Below are 20,770 nucleotides of genomic sequence, written 5' to 3' on the forward strand. Positions count from 1 at the left end.
GAGCGCCGCCCCGGCCGGGGCGGCGCGCGCCTCAGTCGCGTACGGGAAGTTCTGCCGCCAGGGCCGCGGCCGCCTGCACCAGTGGCAGGGCCAGCAGCGCCCCCGTCCCCTCGCCCGCAGTGACGCCGTGGTCGAGCAGAGGGTTGAGTGCGATCCGGTCCAGCGCCTTGGCCTGCGCCGGCTCACCGCTGGCCTGACCCGCCAGCCACCAGTCCGGCGCCCGGAACGCCACCCGCTGCGCCACCAGCGCACAGGCCGCCGAGACCACCCCGTCCAGGATCACCGGCGTCCGGCGCACCGCGCTCTGCAGCAGGAACCCGGTGATCGCGGTCAGGTCCGCGCCGCCGACCGCGGCCAGCAGCTCCAGCTGGTCGCCGAGCACCGGCCGGGCCCGCCGCAGCGCGTCCCGGATCGCCGCGCACTTGCGCATCCACGCCAGGTCGTCGATCCGCGCCCCGCCGCGCCCGGTGACCACCGAGGCGTCGGTGCCGCACAGCGCGGCCACCAGGGTGCTCGCCGCGGTCGTGCCGCCGACGCTCAGATCGCCCAGCACCACCAGGTCCGTACCGGCGTCCGCCTCCTCGTCCGCGACCGCCATCCCGGCCCGGAACGCCGCCTCGGCCTCCTCGGCGGTCAGCGCGTCCTCGACGTCGATCCGGCCGCTGCCGCGCCGCACCCGGTGCCGGGTGACCTCCTCGGGCAGCTCCCCGGGGTCGCAGTCCACCGCCATGTCCACCACGCGCAGCTGTGTCCCGGCGCCCCGGGCCAGCACCGCGGCCGGGCTCGCGCCGTCCAGCACCGCCCGGACCAGGTCCTTCGTCCCGCCGGCCGGCCGGGCCGAGACGCCCAGCTCGGCCACACCGTGATCGCCGGCGAACAGCACCAGCCGGGCCTGCCGGATCGGCCGCACCGGCACCTGCGCCTGCGCACCGGCCAGCCACTCGCCCAGCTCGTCGAGGCGGCCGAGCGCGCCCGGCGGTACGGCCAGCCGCGCCCGCCGCTCCTCGGCGTCGCGGCGCACCCCGCCATCGGGGCGCTCGATCAGATGGGCGAAGTCATCGAGGTTCAGGGCGCTCATTGGGCGCAGATTACCGGCAATGCGTTCGGCGTGCGGCGGGGTTGCGGCCGCCGTCGCCGGCCCCGCTCCCGCCCCGCCGCGGCCGCTCGCCCTCCGGTACGGCAGCGGGCCCGGCCGCGAAGCGGACCTCGTACACCCGCGGCCGCAGCGCCCGCGGGACCGGCAGCCCGCGCCGCCCCGCCGACGGCCGGCACACGTGCCCCGGTACCAGGCCCGGACGCCCCGCGACCAGGGCGGCCGCGCGCCGCGGCAGCGCGTCGAAGACCAGTGCACCACCGGGGAACCGCGCCGCGCACACCGCCAGCAGCGCCCGCCCGGCCGGCAGCGGCAGCCGCCGCAGCACCCCCGCCGCGACGACCACGACCCCGCGGGACGTCCCGGGCACCGCCGCCGGCCACTCCCGGCCGGCCGGCTCCCGGGCGAGGGTGTGCCGCCGGGCGGTGTCCGGCAGCAGCATCCGGCGCACCGCGGCGGCCTCCTCCGGCAGCACCGACAGCCAGTGCAGCCGGCCGTTGTCCAGCCGCCAGAAGCCGGTGCCGAGGCCCTCGTCCAGTGCGACCACGGTCGCCTCCGGGCGCTCGGCCAGATAGGCACGCACGGCCGCGTCGACGCACTCGGTCAGCCCGTATCCGGTCACGCATCAAGACCACCCGGCGCCGCGCCCCCGGGCAAGCGGACACGGGCGCGTCCGGGCCGGTGTCATCCGCGCAGCGCAAGCGCCTGGCCCGCGACGACCAGCAGCACCTGCTCGCACTCCGCGCCGAACGACGCGTTCAGCCGCCCCAGTTCGTCCCGGAACCGGCGGCCCGCCGGGGTCGCCGGCACCACCCCCGAGCCGACCTCGTTGCTGACCGCCACCACCGGCCGCCGCGTCGCCCGCACCGCGGCCACCAGCGCGTCGGTCCGCTCCCGCAGGGCCTTCCGGCCACCGCCCTCCCAGGTCTCGTCGTCCCACGCCCCGACCTCGTCCATCACGTGCGTCAGCCACAGCGCCAGACAGTCGATGAGCAGCGGCGAACCCACCGGCCGGTCCGTCGCCTCCGCACCGCCGTCCGGCCCGTCCGCCGCCAGCAACGGGACCAGGTCGCAGGTCTCGACGGTCCGCCAGCTGCTGGGCCGCCGCTCCCGGTGCAGCGAGATCCGCGCCGCCCAGTCCGCGTCGCCGTCCCGGCCGCCGCCGGTGGCCACGTACAGCACGTCCGGGAACGCCGCCAGCCGCCGCTCCGCCTCCACCGACTTCCCGCTGCGCGCCCCGCCCAGCACCAGCGTCCGCCGCGGCAGGTCCGGCACCGCGTGGTACTCGCCGACCACCAGCGCACTGCCGTCCGGCACCGCCCGCGCGCCCACCGCCGCCAGCCTGCGGTGCAGTTCGGGTCCCGGCGGCACGTCGTGGTCGAGGTGCACCGCGACCACGTCCGTCGCCGCGTCCACCGCCCCGCTCGCCCGCAGCCGCGCCAGCGCGTCCGGCCGCCCCAGGACGTCGAGCAGCACCAGGTCGTACGGGCCGTTGCCGCCGGCGCCGTCGTAGCCGCCGCCGGCGACCCCGTTCCCGTCCACCAGCCCGGCCGGTGCCGCACCCGGCGGCAGATACAAGAGGCGCTCGCCGGCCGGCCCGGAGATCTCGTACGCGGTGCCCGGGATGTCCACCGCCAGGGCCCGGATCCGGTGCCCGTCGAGCAGTGCCAGTTCCCGGCCGTCGGCGACCCGGCCCGGGGTCGGCAGCCCGGCCGGCACCTCCATCGCCGGCCCCTCGTGCGGATGCGACAGCAGCACCTGCCGTACGCCGGCCAGCGACTGCCCGGCGCGGGCGGCCGCGAAGGCCGGACCCGGCGTCAGGTCGATCAGCAGCGCGCCGTCGACCAGCAGCGCGGTCGCCGCCCGCGCCTCGTCGCCGACGGCGGTCGCACAGGCGGCACACGGGCAGTCGGGGCGCGGCAGCCCGAGCGGGGCCCCGGTACCGAGGAGAGTCACATCCACACCGCGAGTTTCTCGCGTCCGCTCCCGGTGAGCGCGGCGGGGGCGGACTCGACACGGCCGTTAGGCTCTCGATCAGCACGGAAGCACGACTTCACGTACCCGGTGGGATCCAGGAGGCGGACATGGCGTGGACGTGGCGTTTCGAGAAGACGGACGGTGCGGAGGCGGTCCCCGCCGTGGAACCGGAGGAGTTCACGACGCAGGGCGACGCGGAGTCCTGGATCGGCGAGGAGTGGAAGGCCCTCCTCGAAGGCGGCGTCGACCAGGTCCGTCTCTTCGAGGACGGCCAGGAGATCTACGCGGCCCCGATGAGCCTGCACGCGGCCGAGGAAGACTGAAGCAGCCCGCCCGGAACAGCACGAAGGGCCGGACCCGCCCCCCGGCGGACCCGGCCCTTCGTCATGCCGCGCTTACGGCCGCTGGCCGCGCTTGACCTGCGGCTTGGGCAGCCGCAGCCGCCGCATCTGGAGCGTGCGCATGACCGCGTAGGCCTTCACGCCCTTGAGGTTCTCGTTCGGGAACTTCTCCTGCAGCCGCTTGCTCAGGCGGAACCAGATCAGGATCGAGTCCAGCACGATCAGCACGATGATCACGAGCCACAGCAGCAGCGCGATGCTCTGGATCGACGGCACCCGGATCATGGTCAGCACCAGGATCACCACGGCCATCGGCAGGAAGAACTCCGCGACGCACCAGCGCGAGTCGACGTAGTCCCGGGCGAACCGGCGCACCGGTCCCTTGTCCCGCACCGGCAGGTACCGCTCGTCGCCGTTGGCCAGCGCCTCGCGCTGCCGGGCGAGATCGGTACGGCGGGCCTCACGCTGGGCCTTCGCCGCGTCCTTGCGGTTGGTGGGGGTGTGCGCACGGGCCCGGCGCTGCGACTGGGAGTCGCTGCGCTTGGGCGTCGGGCGGCCCTTGGGGCCTGCGGGTCGCGGGGCTGCTGGGGCTGGTCCGCGGTCACCTTGGCGGTCGCGGCCTGCTCATCCTTCGAACGGCTTCGGAACACAACACCCAAGAGTACGTGGTCGCCGCCCGGGGACCAGGGGCCGACGGGCACGATCCGGCAACGGGACCCCCGGAAGGCCGCCCGCGACCCCCGTCCGGCGACGCCCCGCAACCCCTTCCCTACTCCTTGCGCGGGAGGAAAGGCCGTCCCGATCGTCCTGGAGGAGGAGCGCATCCGGGCGCGAACAGTGCGGTAATGGAACCAGGGCCCGTACTGTGGGGTCTGTAGATGTGCTGGAGCCTAAGCCCGATGCAAGTCGGTCAGAAGGGGGCGCGCGAGGCCCATGAGCGATGGTGTCATGAAGCGGATGGGGATGATCTTCCGCGCGAAGGCCAACAAGGCCCTGGACCGGGCCGAAGACCCGCGCGAGACCCTCGACTACTCGTACCAGAAGCAGCTGGAGTTGCTGCAGAAGGTACGCCGCGGCGTCGCCGACGTGGCGACCTCCCGCAAGCGCCTGGAGCTGCAGCTCAACCAGCTCCAGGGCCAGTCCGCCAAGCTGGAGGACCAGGGCCGCAAGGCGCTGGCGCTCGGCCGTGAGGACCTGGCCCGCGAGGCGCTGACCCGGCGCAGCGCGCTGCAGCAGCAGGTCACGGACCTGGAGACGCAGCACCAGACGCTGCAGGGTGAGGAGGAGAAGCTCACGCTCGCCGCGCAGCGGCTGCAGGCCAAGGTCGACGCCTTCCGCACGAAGAAGGAGACGATCAAGGCCACGTACACGGCGGCCCAGGCGCAGACCCGGATCGGCGAGGCGTTCTCCGGCATCTCCGAGGAGATGGGCGACGTCGGTCTGGCCATCCAGCGCGCGGAGGACAAGACCGCGCAGCTGCAGGCCCGGGCCGGCGCGATCGACGAGCTGATGGCGTCCGGCGCGCTGGACGACCCGTCCGGCATGGCCAAGGACGACATCACCGCCGAGCTGGACCGGCTCTCCGGCGGCAGCGACGTCGAGCTGGAGCTGCAGCGGATGAAGGCCGAGCTGGCGGGCGGCTCGTCGGCCGGTCAGCAGGCCATCGAGAGCGGTCAGGGCGGCCAGGGCCGGCCCACCCCGCAGCAGGACCAGCCGCGTTTCGACAAGCAGTGACGACCGGCGGCGGTTAGCCTCGCAGGGATCGCGAGACCGTCGGAGCGGACCAAGGGAGACCGTCGTGATCGTACGGATCATGGGGGAGGGCCAGGTGAAGCTGGACGATGCCCACTTCATCGAGCTCAACAAGCTGGACGACGAACTGCTCGAAGAGATGGAGAGCGGTGACGAGGCCGGCTTCCGGCGCACGCTCGGCGCTCTCCTGGACGCGGTGCGCCGTATGGGCACCCCGCTCCCCGACGACGCCCTCGAACCGTCCGAACTGATCCTGCCGTCCCCCGACGCCACGCTCGCCGAGGTCCGGGAGATGCTCAGCGACGACGGCCTGATCCCGGGCTGAGCCCGCCCGCGGACGGCCACCCGGCCGTCCGCGCCCGCGCGGCCGGCCGCCACCGGCCGCCCCTCTCCAGTGCACCGGCACCCGGCGCCCCGGTCCCCCGCGGACCGGGGCGCTACCGTTTGCTGTTGTGAGTCTCCTCGACCCCCGCCCGGACGCGGCCCGCGCCGGCCGCTTCGCCTGGTACCGGACGCATCCGTTCGCGTTCGACGCCGCCCTGGCGGTGGCCGTCTTCGTCTGCATCCTGTTCGGCGCGGTGGCCGACCCGCACCGCCTCCACGGACCGCGCATCGCCCCCGACGAGCTGACCATCACCACCGTGGTGCTGGCCGCGCTGGCCTGCGCCCCGCTCGTCCTGCGCCGCCGGCTGCCGCGTTCCGTCCTGGCCGCCACCGGCACCCTCACCCTCGTCGAACTGATCGCCAGCGCGAGCACCCCGCGCGCCCCGGTGGCGGTCGCCGCGGTGATCGCCCTCTACACCGTCGCCTCGCGCACCGACCGCCCCACGACCTGGCGGATCGGCGCCCTCACCGTCGTCGTCCTGACCGCCTCCGCGATGCTCTACGGCCCGCGCCCCTGGTACGCCCAGGAGAATCTGGGGATCTTCGCCTGGACCGGTATGGCGGCCGCCGCGGGTGACGCGGTCCGCAGCCGCCGCGCCTTCGTCGACGCCATCCGGGAACGGGCCGAACGGGCCGAGCGCACCCGCGAGGAGGAGGCCCGCCGCCGGGTCGCCGAGGAGCGGCTGCGCATCGCCCGGGAGCTGCACGACGTCGTGGCCCACCACATCGCCCTGGTCAACGTCCAGGCCGGGGTCGCCTCGCACGTCATGGACAACCGCCCCGACCAGGCCAAGCAGGCCCTCGCGCACGTCCGCGAGGCGTCCCGTTCGGCGCTGGAGGAACTCCGCGCCACGGTCGGCCTGTTGCGGCAGTCCGACGACCCGAAGGCGCCGACCGAGCCCGCGCCGGGGCTCGGCGTGCTCGACCAGCTCGTCGACGGGTTCGTTCGCGCCGGGCTCCCGGTGGACCTGGAGGTGCCCGAGGCGCCCGGCCCGCTGCCCGCCTCCGTCGACCTCACCGCCTACCGCGTGGTCCAGGAGGCGCTCACCAACGTCCACAAGCACGCCGGGGAGGGCGCCCGCGCCACCATCCGGATCGCGTACCACGCCTCCGCGCTGACCGTGACCGTCCTCGACGACGGCGGGGGCCATGCCGGGGTGCCGCGCCAGCGGGCCGACCGGTCCGGTCCGCCGCCCGGCGGCACCGACGGGCCGGAGGAGAACGGCGGCGGCCACGGCCTGATCGGGATGCGCGAGCGGGTCTACGCGCTGGGCGGCACGATCGTGACCGGCCCCCGCGCGGCCGGCGGCTTCCAGGTGCGGGTCACCCTTCCACTGCAGAACGTCCGTACGGGGGAGACGTCATGACGATCAAGGTGCTGCTCGCCGACGACCAGGCGCTGCTGCGCAGCGCGTTCAAGGTGCTGGTGGATTCCGAACCGGACATGCGGGTGGTGGGGGAGGCCTCCGACGGCGCGCAGGCGTACGAACTGACCAAGGCCGAGCGCCCGGACGTCGTCCTGATGGACATCCGGATGCCCGGCGTGGACGGGCTGGCCGCCACCCGCATGATCAGCGAGGACCCGGACCTCACCGACGTCCGGGTGGTCATCCTGACCACCTTCGAGGTCGACGACTACGTGGTCCAGTCGCTGCGCAACGGCGCCAGCGGCTTCCTCGGCAAGGGCGCCGAACCGGACGAGATGCTCGGCGCGATCCGGATCGCGGCGGGCGGCGAGGCGCTGCTGTCGCCCGCGGCGACCAAGGGCCTGATCGCCAAGTTCCTCGCCCAGGGCAGCGGTCCGGGCGACGACGGGCCCGACGGCCCGGGCGCGGAGCGGCTGGCGACGCTCACCGGCCGGGAGCGCGAGGTGCTCGTCCTGGTGGCCGGCGGACTGTCCAACGACGAGATCGGCGAACAGCTCGCGGTCAGCCCGCTCACGGTCAAGACGCACGTGAACCGCGCGATGGCCAAGCTCGGGGCGCGCGACCGCGCCCAGCTGGTCGTCATCGCCTACGAATCGGGCCTCGTACGCCCACGGGTGCAGTAGAGGTGGAGCGGCCCGTACTCCGAACGCGGTACGGGCCCGGGACGGAAACCGACCTGCGAGCGAGGAAAACCGGCCTGGTCATGGCCGAAGGTGTAAGTGGGCCCGCGCCGGGCCCCTGCCGTCGGGCCTGATGAGGGCGCCTGCCCGCCCCCCGGCCCCGCCGACCGTCCCGCCTTCAGAACAGAAGAGAGACCCCACCCATGTCCTGGCTGTCCCGGCTCAGCCTCGTACAACGGGGCCTGATAGCGCTGATGTCGATCGTCGCGATCGCCTTCGGCGCCATCGCGATACCCCAGCTCAAGCAGCAGCTCCTGCCCTCCATCGAACTCCCGATGGTCTCCGTGCTCGCGCCGTACCAGGGTGCCTCGCCCGATGTCGTCGAGAAGCAGGTGATCGAGCCGCTGGAGGACGGTGTCCAGGCGGTCGACGGCATCAAGAGCGTCACCTCGACGTCCAGCGAGGGCTCGGGCGTGATCATGGCCCAGTTCGACTACGGCAACGACTCCAAGCGCCTGGTCGCCGACGTCCAGCAGGCCGTCAACCGGGCCCGGGCCAAGCTGCCCAAGGACGTCGACCCGCAGGTGGTGGCCGGCTCGACGGACGACATCCCACCGTCGTCCTCGCCGTCTCCTCCTCCACGAAGGACCAGCAGACCCTCGCCGACCAGCTCAACCGCGGCGTCGTCCCGGACCTGAAGAACATCGACGGGGTCAGCCAGGTCACCGTCAGCGGCGTCCAGGACCGGATCGTCGCGGTCACCCCCGACGACAAGAAGCTCGCCGCCGCCGGGCTGACCGCGCAGGCGCTCGGCCAGGCGCTGGAGGCCGGCGGCACGTCCGTGCCGGCCGGTTCGTTCGCCGAGCACGGCCAGAGCAAGACCGTCCAGGTCGGCACCGGCTTCACCTCCGTCGCGCAGATCAAGGACCTGACCGTCCCGCCGGCCGCGGGGGCCGGTGGTGCCGCGGGCGGCCCGTCCGCGGGCAAGGCGGTCCGGCTCGGCGACGTCGCCACCGTCAAGGAGCAGCCGGCCGCGCCGACCTCCCTCACCCGCACCAACGGCAAGCCCAGCCTCGCCGTCATGGTGACGATGGACCAGGACGGCAGCGCGGTCGCGATCTCCGACGCGGTCAAGGACAAGCTCCCCAAGATCCGTCAGGACCTCGGCAAGGGCGCGGCCGTCACGGTCGTCTCCGACCAGGGCCCGGCCGTCTCCAGGTCCATCGAGTCGCTGACCACCGAGGGCATGCTCGGCCTGGCCATGGCCGTCATCGTCATCCTGGTCTTCCTGCTCAGCCTGCGTTCGACGCTGGTCACCGCGGTCTCCATCCCGCTCTCGGTCGTCATCACGCTGATCGTGCTGTGGACCGGTGACCTGTCCCTGAACATGCTCACCCTGGGCGCGCTCACCATCGCGATCGGCCGGGTCGTCGACGACTCCATCGTCGTCCTGGAGAACATCAAGCGGCACCTGGGCTACGGCGAGGAGCGCCGCGAGGCCATCCTCTCCGCCGTCAAGGAGGTCTCCGGCGCGATCACCTCCTCGACCCTCACCACCGTCGCGGTGTTCCTCCCGATCGGCGTGGTCGGCGGCATGGTCGGCGCGCTCTTCGGCTCGTTCTCGCTGACCGTGACCGTCGCCCTGCTCTCCTCGCTGATCGTCTCCCTCACCGTCGTGCCGGTCCTGTCCTACTGGTTCCTGCGCGCCCCGCAGATCCCCGAGGGCACCACCGTGGACGAACTGCGCCGCCAGGCCGAGGAGAAGGAGACCCGCAGCGCCCTGCAGCGCCTCTACGTCCCGGTCCTGCGCTTCGCCACCCGCCGCCGGGTCACCAGCCTGGTCATCGCGGTCGTCGTGCTCATCGGCACGTTCGCCATGGGCCCCCTGCTGAAGACCAACTTCTTCGACCAGGGCGACCAGGACACCCTGACCGTCAAGCAGGAGCTCAAGCCCGGCACCAGCCTCGACGCGTCCGACGCCCAGGCGAAGAAGGTCGAGAAGCTGCTCGCGGCCGACGACGACATCGCCGACTACCAGGTCACCGTCGGCTCCTCCGGCTTCATGGCGGCCTTCGGCGGCGGCACCGGCGCCAACCAGGCGTCCTACCAGGTCAAGCTGAAGGACTCGGGGGACTCCGGCAAGGTCACCGACCACCTGCGCGCGGAGCTCGACAAGCTCGGCCCGGCCATCGGCGACACGACGATCACCGCGGGCGGCGGCTTCGGCAACCAGGACCTCAGCGTGGTCGTGAAGGCCGCCGACGCCGACGTGCTGAAGAAGGCCAGCGAGCAGGTCCGCAAGGCCGTCGCCGGGCTCGACCACGTCACCGACGTCCAGAGCGACCTCGCGCAGAGCGTGCCGCGGATCTCCGTCACGCCCAACGCCAAGGCCGCCGCTGCCGGTTACAACCAGACCACGCTCGGCGGCGCCGTCGCCCAGGCGGTCCGCGGCACCACCACCGGCACGGCCGTCCTGGACAACACCGAGCGGGACATCGTCATCAAGGCGGCCCACCCGGCCACCACCGAGGCCCAGTTGAAGAAGCTGGCGATCCCGACCCCGGCCGGCCCGGCACCGCTCGGCACCCTCGCCACCGTCAAGACCATGCCCGGACCGGTCCAGATGACCCGGATCGACGGGGCCCGCTCGGCGACCATCACCGCCAAGCCGACCGGTGACAACACCGGCGCGGTCAGCGCCAAGCTGCAGAGCGAGATCAACGGCCTGAAGCTGCCGGACGGCGCCACCGCCACCATCGGCGGCGTCTCCCAGGACCAGTCCGACGCGTTCTCCTCGCTCGGCCTGGCCATGCTGGCCGCCATCGCCATCGTCTTCATGCTGCTGGTCGGCACCTTCCGGTCGCTGATCCAGCCGCTGATCCTGCTGGTCTCCATCCCGTTCGCCGCCACCGGCGCGGTCGGCCTGCTCATCGCCACCGGCACCCCGCTGGGCGTCCCGGCGATGATCGGCATGCTGATGCTGATCGGCATCGTGGTCACCAACGCCATCGTGCTGATCGACCTGATCAACCAGTACCGGGCCCAGGGCTACGGCGTCGTCGAGGCGGTCATCGAGGGCGGCCGGCACCGGCTCCGCCCGATCCTGATGACCGCCCTGGCCACGATCATGGCGCTGCTGCCGATGGCCGCGTCCATCACCGGTGACGGCGGCTTCATCTCCCAGCCGCTGGCCGTGGTCGTGATCGGCGGTCTGATCAGCTCCACCCTGCTCACCCTCCTCCTCGTCCCGACGCTCTACGCGATGATCGAACTCCGCAAGGAGCGCCGGGCGAAGAAGAAGGCCGCCAAGCGGGCCGAGAAGTCCGGCACGCCCACCGAGCAGAACGAGCCCACCCCGGAGCCCGCGGGCGTCTGACCGCCCCCCCCGGCCTCCCGAACCGAGCCCCCGCAGCCGCATCCGGCCGCGGGGGCTCCTTCGTGGCCGCACCCCCGGCCCCGCAGTGCGCCCCCGGCCGTGCGCCGGGGGCTTCCCCTTCGCCAACTGACCTCCCGTCATACGCCTTTCAGTGGTTTATCGCCGCATGTCCGCATGTGTGGACCGGAGTTGAGAAGCATGGCCAGCGGTATATGCCGCATATGCCGCTCCGGGAGGAGAACGATGACCGTCCCCGCATCGGCCGCCGACGACGAGCCGCACGACCTGCCAGAAGATCCACCGGGCCCGCTCGCCGCCCAACTCCCCGACGAACTGACCGACTTCATCACCCACTGCGTCCCGCTCACCGGCTTCGCCGCGTTCGACCTGCACGCCACCGGCACGGCCCGCCTCTACCTCGACACCGCCCGCCGCCAGGTCGGCGAGGACCGCTTCGCCGCGTTCTGGACCGCCTGGAAAGGTGCCCTCGCGGAAGGCCACGGCCCCGAGGCGCTCACCCCCACCCACCGCGAGGTGGCCCGGGCCCTGATCTACCTCTGGTACACCGGCGCCTGGCCCCGCCTCGCCCCGGCCGCGCACGCCGATCTCCGCCGGGAGAGCGCCAACACCGAGTTCGTCCCCGCCCCCAGCGCCTACGTGGAGGGCCTGGTCTGGCGCACCTTCCACGGCCACCCGGCGGGCGCCAAACCGCCGGGCTTCGGCACCTGGGCGGTGCGCCCGCCCGACCCGCCCGGGGTCGCGGAGCTCCGCGACCGCCTCGGCCTCGCGGACGTCCCGTACCGCACCGGCCTGGCCGGCGAGGTCTCCCCGGAGGACATCCCCGCCCATCTGCTTCCCGGCCAGCGCCTCAGCCGCGACATCCCGCCGTCCGCCGTCCCCACCGCGGCCACTCCGGAGGCCCCCGCCACCCCGGAGGCCCCGCCACTCCGGAGTCCCCCGCCACCCCTGAGGAGCGCACGTCATGACCGAGACCGTCTCCGCGGAGGGCGCCGCCCGCCGCCGCTACGACGCGATCATCGTCGGCGGCGGCTGGGCCGGCTCCGTCCTCGCCAAGCGCCTGGGCGCCCAGGGCTGGCAGGTCCTCGTCCTGGAGGCCGGCAACGGCGGCACCGAGACCTGGCCCGGCTACCTCGACTCGCTGTCCACCTTCTACTCGGCCGTGGCCAAGGTCCCCAACGCCGCCTACCGCCCCAACAAGGCCGCCCCCTCCCCGAACGTCCTCGACCTCGCCCCGGTACCCAACCCACAACCCGGCGAGCCCGAGTTCACCGCGCACGGCTACTTCGTCCAGAACGGTCAACTCCCGTACGGCACCGACTACTTGCGGGAGCTGGGCGGTGCCGCCATGCACTGGCTCGGCGCCGTCCCCCGGATGCTCCCGGACGACTTCGCCACCCGCAGCACCTACTCCTACGGCCTGGACTGGCCGCTCACCGCCGAGGACCTCCAGCCCTGGTACGCCGAGGCCGAGGCGGAACTGGGCGTCGCCGGCCACGCCCAGGAGCAGAAGGAGCTCGGCGTGGTCACCGACCCCGCCTACGAGTACCCGATGCACCACATCCCGCAGAGCTATATCGACCAGTACTGCGACCACCGCCTGGGGGACGCGGTCATCGACGACACGGTCGCCCAACTTCCGTACACCCTGCGGACTTTCGGCCTGCCCCAGGCACGCAACTCCACACCCAACCCCGCCTACCGGCCCCGTACCGCATCCAGGGCGCCGTCGGCCTGCCCAACTACGGCGAGCGCTGTGTGGGCAACGCCAGCTGCGTCCCCATCTGTCCCGTCCAGGCCAAATCCCATCCGCTGCGCCTCCAGGCCGCCTGGCCGTCCTCCGTCACCCTGGCCACCCGGTGCGTGGTCAGCCGCGTCCGGGCCACCTCGGCCGGCACCGTGACCGGCGTGGAGTACCGCACCTACACCGACCCCGCCTCCCCGGTCAGCCGCTCCTACCTGGCCGAGGCGGACGTGGTGGTGCTCGCCGCGCACGCCATCGAGAACGCCCGGCTGCTGCTGTTCTCCGGCCTCGCCAACACCAGCGGGCAGGTCGGCCGCAACCTGATGGACCACCCCACGCTCCTCAACTGGGCGCTCGCCCCCGAGACCGGCGGGCCGGTCGGCCCGTTCCGCGGCCCCGGCCACACCTCCGGCTGGGAGGTCTTCCGCGGCGGCCCCGGGCGCCAGGTCCGCGCCCCGTTCCGCATCGAGATCGGCAACTGGGGCTGGGGCTGGGCCACCGGCGCCCCCATGAGCAACGTCGCCACCGCGCTCGGCATCGGCGGCGACAAGGACGGCAACGTCCGGCCGGACGGCGTCTTCGGCCCCGAACTGCGCCGGCTGCTCGGCAGCTCCATCGGCCGCCAGCTGCAACTGCAGATCGCCGTCGAGCAGTCCGCCGACCCCGGCAACCGCGTCACCATCGACCCCGCCCGCCACCGCGACGCGATGGGCAACCCCCGCCCGATCCTCACCTACAACCTCGACGAGCACGTCCGCACCGGCCTGTTCGCCGCCCGCCTCGTCGCCCAGAAGATCTTCGAACGGCTCGGTGCCACCGACTACACCGACCACGCCCCGCACGACGGCGTTCCGCCGCTCGGCCATTTCGTCCACACGGTCGACGAGCAGACCCTGGACCTCGCCTACAGCGGCGCCGGCCACGGAGCCGGCACCCACATCATGGGCACCGACCCCAAGTCGTCCGTGGTGAACGCCGACCAGCGCACCCACGACCACCCCAACCTCTACGCCATCGGCTGCGGCAGCATGCCGTCGATCGGCACCAGCAACCCCACGCTCACGATGATGGCGCTGGCCCTGCGCAGCGCCGCGCGGATCCACCGCGACCTCGCCGCGGCCCGCCGCCCGGTGACCGTCCGGTCCGCCGCGGATCCGGCGAACCCGGAGAACCCGGAGAAGGAGAAGGTGACCGCGTGATCACCGCACTCGCCCTGGACGCCCAGGGGTTCGGCATCCCCCAGGACCTCCCCACCCTGCGCCGCTACCTCCAGGCGGCCCTGGAGGTGGAGCACCTCACCATCCCCGTCTACATGACCGGCATGTACTCGATCGTCTCCGGCACCAACCGCCCCGCCTACTTCACCCTCCGCAGCGTCCTGCTGGAGGAGATGCTCCACATGACGCTGGCCGCCAACCTGCTCAACGCGGTCGGCGGCACACCGGACGTCGGCCACTCCCAATTCGTCGCGAAGTACCCCGCCAAACTGCCCTTCAGCAGCGACCGGCTGCCCCTCATCGGCCTCCAGCACTTCTCGCCCGCGGCCCTGAAGACGTTCCTCACCATCGAAACGCCCCGCAAGCTGGCCCCCAAGCCGAAGCCGGGCGACGGCTGGACGTCGATCGGCCAGTTCTACGACTGCATCCGCCAGGGCCTGGAGCACCTGGTCAAGGAACAGGGCGAGGCGGCCGTCTTCACCGGCGCCGCCGCCCGCCAGGTCGGCCCGGACGACTTCTACAACTCCGGCGGTGAGGTCTTCGCCGTCCACGACCTGACATCGGCCCGGCTGGCGATCCGGGTGATCAGCGACCAGGGCGAGGGCACCGACGGCACGATCTGGGACAGCGACGACCTGATCTTCGGCGAACAGCGCCAGCTGGCCCACTACTTCCGCTTCAACGAGATCTACACGGCCCGCAGTTACGGCCCCCACGACACCCCCGCCGACCCGCCCAGCGGCCCCCTGATCGACGTCACCTGGGACGACGCGTACCCGATCCACGGTGACTCGAAGATCGCCGACTACCGGAAGTACGCGGCGACCAGCGCGGTCTACGAGCAGGCGGTCGCCTTCAATACCCGTTACGCGGCGCTGCTGCGGTACCTCCACACGGCGTTCAACGGCACCCCGCGCGCGATGGCCCTCGCGATCCCCACGATGCTGGAACTCCGCGACCGCTCCGAGCAGTTGTACCGCAACCCGCACCCCGACCCGAAGCTGGCCGCGCGCGGCCTCTACGCCAGCCCCACCTTCGAACTGGAGCAGTCGCAGTTCGACACGGTCAGCCCCACGGTCGAGCAGAACCTACGGCTGGCCGGCCTCCAGCCCGGCCAGCCGATCGACCTCTCACCCGTCCCGTCCCACTAACCGCCCAGGGACGGCCGGTCCTTGACCATCCCGACGAACGCGGCCCACGCGGCCTCGCCGACGCATATCGCGGGGCCGCCGGGGTTCTTGCTGTCCCGGACGGGGATGAGGCCGGGGATGTTGTCGGCCACCTCGACGCAGTCGGCCCCGTCGTTGTTGCTGTAACTGCTCTTGCGCCAATCGGCGTTGCTCAGTTCGGTGCCGGTTCGCATGGCTCGTATCCCTTCATCGCCTGTCGGATCAGGGCTGCAGAGTCCCTTGGCGAGAGAGCGTACGCGCGCAGCTCGTCGTAGTTCGCCCAGCGCTGATTGACCTCTGCCGCATCTTCCATGATGTGGCCGCGCTCCCTGTATTCGTCGTACGCAACGGTCTTGCCGCCCGGAAGCCTCAGGAGCACCGTCGGGCCGTCCATCAGTTGGTAGGCACCGTGCGCGAACGGGAGCACTTGAATCTTCGTGGTCGGCGTATCGGCCAGCGCTAGTAGCGCCTTGAGTTGTTCGTGCATGACCTCGGCGCCACCAAGGGGGCGGCGGAGGATCGCCTCGTCGAGGATCGCCCAGTAGCGCGGAGGTGTCGCGGAACGCAGTCGGTCTTGGCGACCGAGGCGAAGCCGCACACGTTCCTCGATCAGCTCCGGCGCCACTTCGGTCCGCTGGCTCAACAGAGCACGGGCGTACCTCTCCGTCTGCAAGAGTCCGGGCACGAGGTACGTCGCGAAAGCCTCAATCACCTCCGCCTGCGCCTCGAAGTCCATCAGGCGGCGGTAATAGTCCGGAGGCGTCTCCCGCTTGGCCAGTTGGTACAGCCCGTAGAAGTGCTGCCCCGTACCGAACGCCGCGTCCAGGGCGCTCGGTAGCTCAGGTGGCGGCAGCAACTCCGCCGTCTCCACCCGCCCCAGCGTGCTCTTGCTGAAGTTGACGATCTCCGCCAGCTGCACCAGGGACAGCCTGGCCAGGTCCCGGTGCCGGCGCTGCTCCGAGCCGAAGTAGTGCCGGGCGGACAGGTACGGAGTCAGTTCCTTCGGCGTGAACTTCATGGCGTCTCGTCTCTCAGTCGTCCCACGCTCAACAGGTAGACGCAGAGCCCCTGTTGAGACCACGTCTCCCACGGCAACGATGGCGATACACACCGTAATCAGGCGGCCAACTCAGCGAAAGTAGGTCATATGTTCGATGGTTCGCCGTGGCGGCTGTTGCCGTGGACGGGGCCGGACGGTCAGCCCTGCTATCTGCACACCGACAACCCGGAGAGCCGGCTGTCGATGCTGGCCGACGACATCGAGGAGCAGATACTCGCCGCGGCCGAGCTGCTGCTCGATGAGGTCACGGCGGAATCCCGGGTGCTCCGGCTCGCGCTGCGGGACGTCGTCCGGATTGCCGTGAGCCGGGGCGACCGGCTCGCGGAATACGAGGAGTGACGGGAATGCGGCCCTGGGTAATGGTATGAAAAGAGGGTAAAGCGACCTCAGAACGCGAAAGGCAGGTAGCCCGTGCTCTCCGCACCGACCGGCAAGGCCGCCCTCGTGCCCGCCGCCGGGCTCGCCTGTGCGCTCACCTTCACGCTGGTGGACCCCGCGGTCGCCCCCCGCGCCGTCGCCGTGCCCGCCGCGGCCCACCCGGCGGCCAGCCCGACGTCCAGTCCGACGGCCGGCCCGGCCCCCGGACCGCTCGCCGGCGTACGGGTGGCGATCACCGGCGGGCTCTTCACCGCCAGCCTCGGGATCATCTGGACGACCGGCCACCCCGTCTACGGGCACCCCTGCGCGGCGGCCGGCGGCGCCCCCACCCCGTTCACCGCGCTGGTCGACGCCGAGGACGAGTACCACTTCGGCCTGGTGGCGCACTGGGACGCCACCGCCAAGGACTTCGTCGTCGACAACATCCACGGGGACGCCGCCAACGGGAAGAAGTGGACCGCGTACGTCAACGACACCAAGATCACGACCGGTCCCTGCGCCACCGCGATCAAGGACACCGACAAGGTCAAGTGGTCCCTGGAGTAGCCGGGGCGGGCCGGCGTGCCCCCGAGCCGCCGGCCGTCGCCACCACGGACGCTACGGAAGCGCCAGCATCCGCTCCAGCGCCAGCTTCGCGAAGCTCTCGGTCTCCTTGTCGACCTGGATGCGGTTGACGACCTTGCCGGCCGCCAGCGACTCCAGGGCCCACACCAGGTGGGGGAGGTCGATGCGGTTCATCGTCGAGCAGAAGCAGACCGTCTTGTCGAGGAAGACGATCTCCTTGTCCTCGGAGGCGAAACGGTTCGCCAGACGGCGGACCAGGTTCAGCTCCGTGCCGATGGCCCACTTCGAGCCGCGCGGGGCGGCCTCCAGCGCCTTGATGATGTACTCCGTCGAGCCGACGTAGTCCGCCGCCGCCACGACCTCGTGCTTGCACTCGGGGTGGACCAGCACGTTCACGCCGGGGATGCGCGCGCGCACGTCGTTGACCGAGTCGAGCGAGAACCGGCCGTGCACCGAGCAGTGGCCGCGCCACAGGATCATCTTCGCGTCCCGCAGCTGCTCGACGGTCAGGCCGCCGTTCGGCTTGTGCGGGTTGTAGACCACGCAGTCGTCCAGGGACATGCCCATGTCCCGGACGGCGGTGTTCCGGCCCAGGTGCTGGTCGGGCAGGAAGAGCACCTTCTCGCCCTGCTCGAAGGCCCAGTCCAGCGCCCGCTTGGCGTTGGAGGAGGTGCAGATCGTGCCGCCGTGCTTGCCGGTGAACGCCTTGATGTCCGCCGAGGAGTTCATGTACGAGACCGGCACGACCTGCTCGGCGATGCCGGCCTCGGTGAGCACGTCCCAGCACTCGGCGACCTGCTCGGCGGTCGCCATGTCGGCCATCGAACAGCCCGCGGCCAGGTCGGGGAGGATGACCTGCTGGTCGTCACCGGTGAGGATGTCGGCCGACTCGGCCATGAAGTGCACACCGCAGAAGACGATGTACTCGGCGTCCGGCCGGGCGGCGGCGTCCCGCGCGAGCTTGAAGGAGTCGCCGGTCACATCGGCGAACTCGATGACCTCGTCGCGCTGGTAGTGGTGCCCCAGGACGAAGACCTTGTCCCCGAGCTTCGCCTTGGCCGCGCGGGCGCGCTCGACGAGGTCGGGGTCCGACGGGGCCGGCAGATCACCGGGGCACTCCACGCCGCGCTCGCTCTTCGGGTCGGCCTCGCGGCCGAGGAGGAGCAGCGCGAGCGGGGTCGGCTGGACGTCCAGGGGCTGGGCGGTGGTCACGACACGCACCCTCTCTTCTCTGCAGACAGCTCTGAGGCACGCGCCGTTTCCCGGGTGCATGCCTTTTCGTCTATTTGACGCTATCTATCATAGCTGCTTCACGTCACTTTGACGATGGCCATAGTGTCGATGTGACGCATCAGCACCCCGCCGTGTGCGGTACGCCACCGGTTCCCGGCGGCCGGTGTGCGAGCATGAGAAGAGATAACGCCCAGCCGGAATGAATTCCGGGGCGTCGCCGGTTGCAGCTTGTGGCATCCGATGACAAGCGGTCCGTACAACCCGGGAGAGATGTAGATGAGCGTGCAGGACGAGAAGACCACCGTCAGCGACGGCATCATCCTGTCCGACGCGGCCGCGTCGAAGGTCAAGAGCCTGCTGGAGCAGGAGGGCCGGGACGACCTCGCGCTGCGGGTGGCCGTTCAGCCCGGTGGCTGCTCCGGTCTGCGCTACCAGCTCTTCTTCGACGAGCGTTCGCTCGACGGCGACGTCGTGAAGGACTTCGGCGGCGTCAAGGTCGTGACGGACCGGATGAGCGCCCCCTACCTGGGCGGCGCCTCCATCGACTTCGTCGACACCATCGAGAAGCAGGGCTTCACGATCGACAACCCGAACGCCACGGGCTCCTGCGCCTGCGGCGACTCCTTCAGCTAATTTTCAGCCCATTCCTCAGCTGAGGAGCACGGGCAATAGCGCGCGAAGGCGGCGTCCCCCTCGGGGGCGCCGCCTTCGCGTTGCTCTTTCCTCGTCCGGTCTTCCCTCATCCGGCCGGACCGGCCCGGCCGGCCGCCGTCACCGCTTCGGCACGGACTCACCGGTCGACACGTCGACCACCTTCCGGCCGTCCAGCGGCTTCTGCAGCTCCACGGTCTTGGTGAACTCCCGGGCCATCTTCACGCAGATCTGCCCCGGCTTCTTGTCCCGGGCGGTGACCTTGGTCTTCACGGTGGTGGCCGACTCGTCGACGCTCACCGAGTAGACGCTGCACACCCCGCCCCAGAAGTGCACGGTCAGCTTCCGGCCGCCGTCCCCGACGTCGTACGACTCCAGCGCCATCACGCCCGGCTTCCCGGACGGCGGCTTGGGGGTGGGCTCCTTGTGGGCCACGTACTTCGGGTCCACGGCCGGGTGCGTCACCGTCGTCGTGGTGGCGTCCGGGCCGTTGCCGGTGCCCGGCTGGCGGACCTTGAACAGCCACGACGGCACCAGCGCCTGGCCGCCGTCCACGTACTGCACCGCGAGCCCGAAGACCGCGCCGGTCACCTCGGCCGGCTGCTGGCCCTTGGTGGGTGCCGGCTCGCAGGGCGCGATCTGGTCGCCCTTGCCGTCCGAGCCGTCCTTGCGGCCGGGCGTCGAGGGGCAGGGGGCGGGCTTGCGGCCGTCGCCCGAGTTCAGCCGCGCGAGCGTCTTGTCGGCGTTCAGCACGGGGTACACCGCGCCCTTGACCGGCTTCGCCAACTGCCCGCTGCCGCCGACCACTTGACCGTCCGAGCCGACCTGTAGATCGCTCTGCCAGCCGTACGTCGGCAGCCCGCCGAGCACCGGGTTCGCGGTGACGATCCGCACCGCGCCGGACAGCCCGCTCGCGTCGACCGCGGCGTCCTCCTGGCCGAGCGCCGTCAGCACCGGCCGCACCGCCCGCTTCGCCTTCTCCGCCGACACCGCGCCCGCGCCGCTGCCGTCGTCCCGGGTCGCGCTGTCCTCACCACCGCGGTACGACGGGCAGCCGGGCCGGCTCGACGGCCCGCCGCCGCCCGGCCGGCCCTGGCCGGTGTCGCCCTTGGGGGAGGCGGGCAGCGCGCAGTTCGTACCGCCGGGGTGCCGTACTTGGAGAACGTCCAGGAACCCGAGCCGGTCTTGTTCACCTGGAGGATCGGCCCACGGGAGTCCGGGGTGACCTCGCCGACCTTCCAGGTGCTGCCCTCCGACCTGACCTTTCCGGCCACATCCAGCGCCTTCGCCAGCCGTTCCACGGCCTCCCGGGCGACCTCGCCCTTCGGGCGGTACACCGGGGCGGAACCCGGACCGCCGGGCAGCTTCGCCACGGCCTTGTACTTCGCCCCCTGCGGGTTGGGCTCACCGGCCGCTATGGAGCCGCCCGAATAGCCGTCGAGCGCCAGGGGTGGCGGATTGCCGTGCCCGGAGTCCGGCCCGGAGCCGTCGCCGGACGCGGACGAGGCCCAGTACGCCGCGCCGCCCCCGGCCAGCAGCACCGCGGCGGCCATCGAGGCCACCACGAGCCGGGTGCGGCGGGTGCGCTCCTCGGGGTGGGTGGTGTCAGGGGTGTCCTCGGCGTTCACCGCATCGCTCCTTCAGCTCCGCTGAACTTCTGACCTACCTGCCCGCCTTTGTGGGGGACGCCGATGGGACGGACCCGGGCCGGATCCGGTTCCCCGGTGCCCCCGGCCGGCGGCCCGGCCGGGCGGATCTACTATGGG

Annotated in this window: 19 protein-coding genes and 2 pseudogenes; 12 read left to right on the forward strand and 9 right to left on the reverse strand. The window is 72.1% G+C overall.

The genetic code is table 11. The annotated features are described in order from the left end of the window. Positions 1-31 precede the first annotated feature (31 nt). The 3 genes from cobT to OJ254_RS17245 form a co-directional block, all read right to left on the reverse strand. Positions 32-1,078 carry a nicotinate-nucleotide--dimethylbenzimidazole phosphoribosyltransferase gene (gene cobT, locus OJ254_RS17235; RefSeq protein WP_265363044.1) on the reverse strand — a complete coding sequence of 349 codons (1,047 nt, stop codon included), beginning with the start codon at positions 1,076-1,078 and terminating at the stop codon, positions 32-34. A 10-nt stretch (positions 1,079-1,088) separates the two neighbouring features. Beyond that, positions 1,089-1,715, reverse strand: coding sequence for a class I SAM-dependent methyltransferase (locus tag OJ254_RS17240; RefSeq protein WP_265363045.1), 627 nt, complete (start codon positions 1,713-1,715; stop codon positions 1,089-1,091). 62 nt (positions 1,716-1,777) lie between these two features. Beyond that, entirely contained in the window at positions 1,778-3,055 is a 1,278-nt protein-coding gene (locus tag OJ254_RS17245; RefSeq protein WP_265363046.1) for a bifunctional adenosylcobinamide kinase/adenosylcobinamide-phosphate guanylyltransferase, read from the reverse strand. A 122-nt stretch (positions 3,056-3,177) separates the two neighbouring features. On the opposite strand from OJ254_RS17245, the gene OJ254_RS17250 reads away from it, so the two are divergent. Next, the gene (locus OJ254_RS17250) at positions 3,178-3,393 is read left to right on the forward strand and encodes a hypothetical protein (protein ID WP_265363047.1); all 216 of its coding nucleotides are present in this window, start codon (positions 3,178-3,180) and stop codon (positions 3,391-3,393) included. A gap of 72 nt (positions 3,394-3,465) precedes the next feature. Here the strand turns inward: OJ254_RS17250 and OJ254_RS17255 are convergent. Beyond that, positions 3,466-4,061: pseudogene (locus tag OJ254_RS17255) on the reverse strand (DUF3043 domain-containing protein). A gap of 283 nt (positions 4,062-4,344) precedes the next feature. On the opposite strand from OJ254_RS17255, the gene OJ254_RS17260 reads away from it, so the two are divergent. The 8 genes and pseudogenes from OJ254_RS17260 to OJ254_RS17295 all read left to right on the forward strand — a co-directional run bounded on the left by OJ254_RS17260 (position 4,345) and on the right by OJ254_RS17295 (position 15,100). Continuing rightward, entirely contained in the window at positions 4,345-5,145 is an 801-nt protein-coding gene (locus tag OJ254_RS17260) for a PspA/IM30 family protein (RefSeq protein ID WP_279350977.1), read from the forward strand. A gap of 64 nt (positions 5,146-5,209) precedes the next feature. Continuing rightward, positions 5,210-5,488 carry a PspA-associated protein PspAA gene (pspAA, locus tag OJ254_RS17265; protein ID WP_030415434.1) on the forward strand — a complete coding sequence of 93 codons (279 nt, stop codon included), beginning with the start codon at positions 5,210-5,212 and terminating at the stop codon, positions 5,486-5,488. Between the two features lie 127 nt (positions 5,489-5,615). Next, positions 5,616-6,914: a sensor histidine kinase gene (locus OJ254_RS17270; protein WP_265363048.1), complete on the forward strand. Its 1,299-nt coding sequence runs from the start codon at positions 5,616-5,618 to the stop codon at positions 6,912-6,914. Next, complete coding sequence (locus OJ254_RS17275; protein ID WP_265363049.1) at positions 6,911-7,597, forward strand: response regulator; 687 nt, start codon at positions 6,911-6,913, stop codon at positions 7,595-7,597. The genes OJ254_RS17270 and OJ254_RS17275 overlap by 4 nt, the downstream gene beginning before the upstream one ends. 200 nt (positions 7,598-7,797) lie before the next feature. Next, positions 7,798-10,970: pseudogene (locus tag OJ254_RS17280) on the forward strand (efflux RND transporter permease subunit). A gap of 982 nt (positions 10,971-11,952) precedes the next feature. After that, complete coding sequence (locus OJ254_RS17285) at positions 11,953-12,891, forward strand: NAD(P)-binding protein (protein WP_265363050.1); 939 nt, start codon at positions 11,953-11,955, stop codon at positions 12,889-12,891. After that, a complete protein-coding gene (locus OJ254_RS17290; protein ID WP_341483781.1) occupies positions 12,801-13,931 on the forward strand; it encodes a GMC oxidoreductase in 1,131 nt (376 codons plus the stop codon). Before OJ254_RS17285 ends, OJ254_RS17290 begins: the two co-directional genes overlap by 91 nt. Further along, entirely contained in the window at positions 13,928-15,100 is a 1,173-nt protein-coding gene (locus OJ254_RS17295) for a ferritin-like domain-containing protein (protein ID WP_265363052.1), read from the forward strand. The genes OJ254_RS17290 and OJ254_RS17295 overlap by 4 nt, the downstream gene beginning before the upstream one ends. On the opposite strand, the gene OJ254_RS17300 is transcribed toward OJ254_RS17295, so the two are convergent. Further along, positions 15,097-15,312, reverse strand: a complete 216-nt coding sequence (locus OJ254_RS17300) for a DUF397 domain-containing protein (protein WP_265363053.1) — start codon at positions 15,310-15,312, stop codon at positions 15,097-15,099. The two genes, OJ254_RS17295 and OJ254_RS17300, sit on opposite strands and share 4 nt — an antisense overlap. After that, positions 15,291-16,136, reverse strand: coding sequence for a helix-turn-helix domain-containing protein (locus OJ254_RS17305; RefSeq protein ID WP_265363054.1), 846 nt, complete (start codon positions 16,134-16,136; stop codon positions 15,291-15,293). Before OJ254_RS17305 ends, OJ254_RS17300 begins: the two co-directional genes overlap by 22 nt. Positions 16,137-16,265: 129 nt before the next feature. Between OJ254_RS17305 and OJ254_RS17310 the strand changes: the two genes are divergently transcribed. Next, positions 16,266-16,517, forward strand: coding sequence for a hypothetical protein (locus tag OJ254_RS17310; RefSeq protein ID WP_265363055.1), 252 nt, complete (start codon positions 16,266-16,268; stop codon positions 16,515-16,517). Between the two features lie 72 nt (positions 16,518-16,589). Next, positions 16,590-17,102 carry a hypothetical protein gene (locus tag OJ254_RS17315; RefSeq protein WP_265363056.1) on the forward strand — a complete coding sequence of 171 codons (513 nt, stop codon included), beginning with the start codon at positions 16,590-16,592 and terminating at the stop codon, positions 17,100-17,102. A 51-nt stretch (positions 17,103-17,153) separates the two neighbouring features. Here OJ254_RS17315 and nadA read toward each other — a convergent pair whose 3' ends face one another. Beyond that, positions 17,154-18,341 (reverse strand): quinolinate synthase NadA, encoded by a 1,188-nt coding sequence (nadA, locus tag OJ254_RS17320; RefSeq protein WP_261951950.1) that lies wholly within the window; start codon positions 18,339-18,341, stop codon positions 17,154-17,156. 288 nt (positions 18,342-18,629) lie between these two features. On the opposite strand from nadA, the gene OJ254_RS17325 reads away from it, so the two are divergent. After that, complete coding sequence (locus OJ254_RS17325) at positions 18,630-18,986, forward strand: HesB/IscA family protein (RefSeq protein WP_069568125.1); 357 nt, start codon at positions 18,630-18,632, stop codon at positions 18,984-18,986. 138 nt (positions 18,987-19,124) lie between these two features. Here OJ254_RS17325 and OJ254_RS31090 read toward each other — a convergent pair whose 3' ends face one another. Together OJ254_RS31090 and OJ254_RS31095 are read right to left on the reverse strand one after the other, a co-directional pair. Beyond that, the gene (locus OJ254_RS31090) at positions 19,125-19,994 is read right to left on the reverse strand and encodes a hypothetical protein (RefSeq protein ID WP_341483624.1); all 870 of its coding nucleotides are present in this window, start codon (positions 19,992-19,994) and stop codon (positions 19,125-19,127) included. Continuing rightward, positions 19,952-20,632, reverse strand: coding sequence for a hypothetical protein (locus OJ254_RS31095; RefSeq protein WP_341483625.1), 681 nt, complete (start codon positions 20,630-20,632; stop codon positions 19,952-19,954). The genes OJ254_RS31090 and OJ254_RS31095 overlap by 43 nt, the downstream gene beginning before the upstream one ends. Between the last annotated feature and the right edge of the window lie 138 nt (positions 20,633-20,770).

Origin of the sequence: Streptomyces endophytica, assembly GCF_026153355.1 — a bacterium.
Classification (GTDB): Bacteria; Actinomycetota; Actinomycetes; order Streptomycetales; family Streptomycetaceae; genus Streptomyces; species Streptomyces endophytica.

Coding starts and splice junctions, on each gene's coding strand:
- OJ254_RS17260 (WP_279350977.1), top strand. CDS start 4,345: ATGAGCGATGGTGTCATGAAGCGGATGGGGATGATCTTCCGCGCGAAG.
- OJ254_RS17285 (WP_265363050.1), top strand. CDS start 11,953: ATGACCGAGACCGTCTCCGCGGAGGGCGCCGCCCGCCGCCGCTACGAC.
- OJ254_RS17250 (WP_265363047.1), top strand. CDS start 3,178: ATGGCGTGGACGTGGCGTTTCGAGAAGACGGACGGTGCGGAGGCGGTC.
- OJ254_RS17325 (WP_069568125.1), top strand. CDS start 18,630: ATGAGCGTGCAGGACGAGAAGACCACCGTCAGCGACGGCATCATCCTG.
- OJ254_RS17275 (WP_265363049.1), top strand. CDS start 6,911: ATGACGATCAAGGTGCTGCTCGCCGACGACCAGGCGCTGCTGCGCAGC.
- OJ254_RS17305 (WP_265363054.1), bottom strand. CDS start 16,136: ATGAAGTTCACGCCGAAGGAACTGACTCCGTACCTGTCCGCCCGGCAC.
- OJ254_RS17300 (WP_265363053.1), bottom strand. CDS start 15,312: ATGCGAACCGGCACCGAACTGAGCAACGCCGATTGGCGCAAGAGCAGT.
- cobT (WP_265363044.1), bottom strand. CDS start 1,078: ATGAGCGCCCTGAACCTCGATGACTTCGCCCATCTGATCGAGCGCCCC.
- OJ254_RS17310 (WP_265363055.1), top strand. CDS start 16,266: ATGTTCGATGGTTCGCCGTGGCGGCTGTTGCCGTGGACGGGGCCGGAC.